The sequence below is a fragment of the Sporomusa sp. genome (assembly GCF_057736855.1).
Genome location: NZ_JBYKYF010000236.1, coordinates 1 through 4891, shown reverse-complemented (window position 1 = coordinate 4891; position 4891 = coordinate 1). Strand labels below are relative to the sequence as shown.

At 40.7% G+C, this 4891-nt stretch carries 4 protein-coding genes and 1 pseudogene; 4 read left to right on the top strand and 1 reads right to left on the bottom strand.

All coding sequences use genetic code 11. The features are described 5' to 3' along the window. On the top strand, positions 1-531 hold a 531-nt coding region (locus AC29Z1_RS13505; RefSeq protein WP_488271979.1), incomplete at its 5' end, for an ABC transporter ATP-binding protein. A gap of 229 nt (positions 532-760) precedes the next feature. Continuing rightward, complete coding sequence (gene cuyB / locus AC29Z1_RS13500; protein WP_488271978.1) at positions 761-1474, top strand: cysteate racemase; 714 nt, start codon at positions 761-763, stop codon at positions 1472-1474. A gap of 140 nt (positions 1475-1614) precedes the next feature. On the opposite strand, the gene AC29Z1_RS13495 is transcribed toward cuyB, so the two are convergent. Beyond that, positions 1615-2520 carry a LysR family transcriptional regulator gene (locus AC29Z1_RS13495; protein WP_488271977.1) on the bottom strand — a complete coding sequence of 302 codons (906 nt, stop codon included), beginning with the start codon at positions 2518-2520 and terminating at the stop codon, positions 1615-1617. A 163-nt stretch (positions 2521-2683) separates the two neighbouring features. On the opposite strand from AC29Z1_RS13495, the gene AC29Z1_RS13490 reads away from it, so the two are divergent. Then, on the top strand, positions 2684-3448 hold the full coding sequence (locus tag AC29Z1_RS13490) for a TSUP family transporter (RefSeq protein ID WP_488271976.1): 765 nt from the start codon (positions 2684-2686) through the stop codon (positions 3446-3448). 422 nt (positions 3449-3870) lie between these two features. After that, a pseudogene (locus AC29Z1_RS13485) lies at positions 3871-4813 on the top strand (TAXI family TRAP transporter solute-binding subunit). Positions 4814-4891 lie beyond the last annotated feature (78 nt).

Genomic DNA, 4891 nt, shown 5'->3' with positions numbered 1-4891 from the left:
ATCCGGCCAACTGCCCAAATCGGAATGGTTTTTCAAGAGTATTCTTTATTACCATGGCGGACTGTTTTGGATAATGTTGCTTTAGGTCTTGAGTTTGCTGGTATGGATAAGAGCGAGTGCAAGAAAAAGGCAATCGAGTATTTGGATTTGGTGGAGCTTGCGGATTTTGCAAAAGCATATCCTCACGAATTATCGGGTGGTATGCGTCAGCGAGTTGCCATTGCCCGTGCCATGGCTGTTGAACCTGATATTTTGTTAATGGATGAGCCTTTTGGTGCTTTAGACGCTCACACGCGTATTCTATTACAAAAAGAGCTATTACGAGTATGGGAAGTACATAAAAAAACCATCCTTTTTGTTACCCATAGCGTTGATGAAGCTATTTTTTTGGCTGATAAAATTATTGTAATGTCATCTAGGCCTGGTAAGATTAAAGAGATTGTGGCAGTGGATATGATTCGGCCAAGAGATCGGGCTATGCCCCGCTATGGGCAGCTTTACTCCGAAATACTAAAAAAGTTAGATGAGTAGTAAGTATAGGAAACCGCAGCAAAACTTCTGCTAAATTTTTCTAAAAGTAGCAGGAGTTTTGTTATTTATAGGAAATAGTCTATTTTACAAGTACTATTATCTGGAAATATTGAAGTAGCTATGACCATTGAAAAAAATGAGCAATAGTTACGAAATACTATTTTTTGCCATATAATCTGCTGAAGATACAAAAGCGTATGTTGCATTTTTTATCAGATGGAAATTTTGTATGAAATCTGATGGAGGCGATAACGTGCTGACGGTAGGTATACTTGGTGGAATGGGGCCGATGGCGACGGTGGATTTATTTGCCAAAATTGTTGAGTGTACACCAGCAAAAGTTGACCAGGACCATCTTAAAATTATCGTATATAACAACCCGCAGATTCCTTCGCGGACCGAGGCCATTCTGAATGGGGCCAAAAGCCCGCGAGAAGAACTGATTCATTCTGCTCAGTTTTTGGAACAGGCGGGTGCAAAAATTCTGGCGATGCCCTGTAATACCGCGCATTATTGGTATCAAGATATTCAGAGGGCAGTTAATGTTAAGCTAATCCATATGATTGAGAACACAGCCGATTTTGTGGCTGCCAAAGAGAACCGCGGCAAAATTGTACTGTTTGCAACGGCCGCTACGGTGCAAACCCAGCTATATCAAAAAGCCTTTCTCGCAAGAAATATATCTCTGCTCATCCCGAATTTACAAGAACAAAAGGTTATATCCCTTGCAATAGAAGCCGCAAAAGCGGGAAAAATACAAGATAACCCTTACCTAAACCAACTTGACGAAATAATATTTGAATACCGAGCAGCAGGTGTCAACACAGTTATTGGCGGCTGTACGGAAATTCCACTCTTATTTAAATACTTAAAAAGGGATTGCTGCCGGATTGATCCAACACAGCTGTTGGCGCAGGAAGTTGTGAGGCAAGCGTTACAGTGAATTTTTTATAGGAGTACTAATTTTAGAAACACTGGCAAAGGAAAAATGAGTGTGAGTGACAAAGAGAACCTTGATAAAGCCAGGAGCATTGCTGAAATGCAATGCTCCTGGTTTTACCGGGGATTTTTTGTGGTTATATCCTAACTTTTTACTTGGTTTAAGTAATCAAATTGTTTGTGAATGTCTGCAGCAAACGATTCAAAAATGGCTAAGGCTTCTTTAGTGCTGGATTTAGCAAATTTATGGGTCAGCTTATAACATATCCGGTCAGGCGGAGGATCAGTCAGTTTTTGAATCGTGTATTTGTTGGTTGCTGCGGCCCATTGGGCAATCGATAGCGGTACAATTGCCCACTGTTGGGGTGTCCGCAGTAAAGGCAAGACCATGGGGCCGTTGCTCACTTCAATATGTGGTGGTTTTAGCGGGTCCCACCATTTGTTATGCCAGATCTGGTAAGTTGGAAACCAATTGTGATATAGTTCGTCACTTGCGTGTAATTGGTGCGGATGAATGCTTTTGGTCGCCTGATGCTCCGGCAGGGCTAACCGGAGGACCACCATAGGTTCGGCAAAGAATGGTACTAACTCCACGTTTTTTATCAGCCTTTCCTGCAGGACAAAAGCAATATCAATCGTACGCTGTTCCATTAAATCGTAGAGTTCGGGTGAATTTTTGGTATATATATGTAAACGCATGGAAGGATATTCGCTGATAATCTTGTGATAAATATTTGGTAGTAAATACGTACTTACACTATCCACCGATCCAATGGCCAGTGACAAACTGGTACGCGATTGTAATGATTGGGTTTCTAACAGCAAATGCATCCATTTTTCAGCTATTTGAATGAAATCTTCACCAGCAGGTGTCAGGGTAATAGTTTTTAATCCTTTTCGCCGTTCCACAAGCATCAGGCCAAGTTCGCGTTCCAGATTTTTTAAGCGGTGGCTTACGGTAGATTGGGATACATGCAGAACTTCGGCAGCTTTGGTTAAACTTTGATTGGCAACAATGGCTAGAAATGCTTGAATGTCATCAATATTCATAATGGCATATCCTTTGTTTAAATATTAACGTTTTGCATGTTATTAATGAATTTTATTCGTTTTACATAAGTATAAGCACTAGTTATAATGAACTCAAGAGCTATACTCAGTTTTTTTGAAATATTACCGGCACTTATGGATGGGAAAACTGGAGGTCAAAGGTATGGATAGTATTAATTTGGACATGCTTGGGTTTTTAGTGGTAGCAGGCTTTATCGGTGCATTTATCGATTCGGTGGTTGGCGGTGGCGGTTTAATTTCTATGCCAGCGTTAATGATGACTGGCTTACCGCCCAGTGTTGTACTAGGGACCAATAAACTTGCTGCAATATGCTGTTCGGTTACGAGCAGTATATCATTTTTACGTTCAGGCAAGATGGATATTGGCCTAATTAAATATTTGTTTCCATTGTCTTTAATTGGTTCGATCTTAGGAGCATATACGGTAAGGCTCATTCCACCTGAGTTTTTAAAACCGCTCGTTGTGGTCATGCTGATTATGGTGGCTATTTATACGGTATTTAAAAAGGATTGGGGTGATACCTCTACCTATAAAGGTCTTAGCAAACGGTCAGGTATTTTAGGTGGCTGCGCTGCTTTGGTACTTGGCTTCTATGACGGTTTTTTCGGTCCGGGGACAGGCTCATTTTTAATTTTTATCTTTCTGATGCTGGGTTTTGACTTTGTGGTGGCAGCCGGAAATGCTAAGGCACTCAATATGGCGAGCAATCTGGGAGCGCTCGTAACCTTTTTGGCATTTGGTTCAATCAATTATGTGTACGGTTTTACCATGGGGGTTGCAATGATTATTGGAGCAATTGCCGGATCAAGATTTGCGATTGCCAAAGGTGCTGCATATGTTAAGCCGTTGTTTATATCTGTGACAACATTGCTGATCGGCAAACAGTTATGGGATCTTTTGCATTAAGGATAAGTATTAGCATAAGGAACAGGTTTGTGTTTGGACAAAACACAATGCCTGTTTTTTTTGTTTTTATGAATGTTTTTGTGTATACATAGGTGTAAATTTTTTAGTGTGTAAGGTAAAGGTAAAAGAGGCCAAAAATGGGAGTACCGTAATGATATTATGTAAAAAATGCAAAAGATACTAAGAGAATAGAAGTAGGTGACTGTGTCGAAAAAGTTTGCCCTTACATTACAAAAATAGATAAAATCTTGCAATGATAGACAAAATGTGTTTATTTAAAGTGATTATGTCTATTTAACACAGAAAAAAGTGTGTGATAAGTACATTTACTAAGCAGGAGATTCCAAACAAGGCGCGAATACAAAAAAAGTAAATTGGTAAAGGGGAAACCTTTTGCCTTAATAAGCTTAGGAGGGAGAATTATGAAGAAGGTATTGTCAATTTTAGCCGCGTCCATGCTGCTTATTGGCATGCTGACCGGCTGTGGCGGTGGAAAGTCCACTGAGCAAACAACGGCAAAGAAAGAATTTGTCAACATTGCTACTGGTGGCACTGCGGGAACATATTATCCGTTGGGTGGAGCAATCGCCGAGATTCTTAATAAAAATGTTGCTAACGTAAATGCCAGTGCCCAAAGTACCGGTGCTTCGGTAGCTAATATCAATCTGCTGCAAGACGGCAAAGTGGAAATGGCATTAGTGCAAAATGATATTGCCTATTATGCGGTAAATGGTACCGAAATGTTCAAAGATAAGAAAGTTTCGAGCCTGAAAGCTATTGCAACCTTGTATCCGGAAACTGTTCAAATTGTAACTGTTGAAAAAACAGGAATTAAAAGCATTGCGGATTTGAAAGGCAAACGTGTTGCTGTTGGTGCGGCTGGCAGCGGTACTGAAGCCAATGCCCGCCAAATTCTTGAAGCTTATGGAATTACTTACAATGATATTAAAGTTCAGTATTTGTCCTTTGGCGAAGCAGCTAACGGGTTAAAAGACGGCAATGTGGATGTTGCCTTCGTAACTGCTGGTTTCCCGACTGCAGCTATTCAGGACATTGCGGCCCAACATAAGGTTGTACTTATCCCTGTAGAAGCTGATAAAGCTGATGCCCTCATCAAGAAATATCCATTCTATGCAAAAGTTACTATTCCGGCTAGCGCATATCCCAATCAGGCCGCTGATATTCCGGCTGTAGCGGTTAAAGCGATGCTTGTAGTCACCGATAAACAATATAACTAAAGCGATCTATGATAATCTGGATCGTTTGAAAGCCGCTCATTCTGTCGGTAACATGATTACTAAAGAAAGTGCCCAAGAGGGTATGTCTATCGAATTGCATCCTGGTGCTGCTAAGTTTTTTAAATAGTCTCTAGGAGGGAATGCCGGACAACAGGTAACCCGTTGTCCGGTTTTTTATGAAAATAGTACGGTTTTATCCGATTAT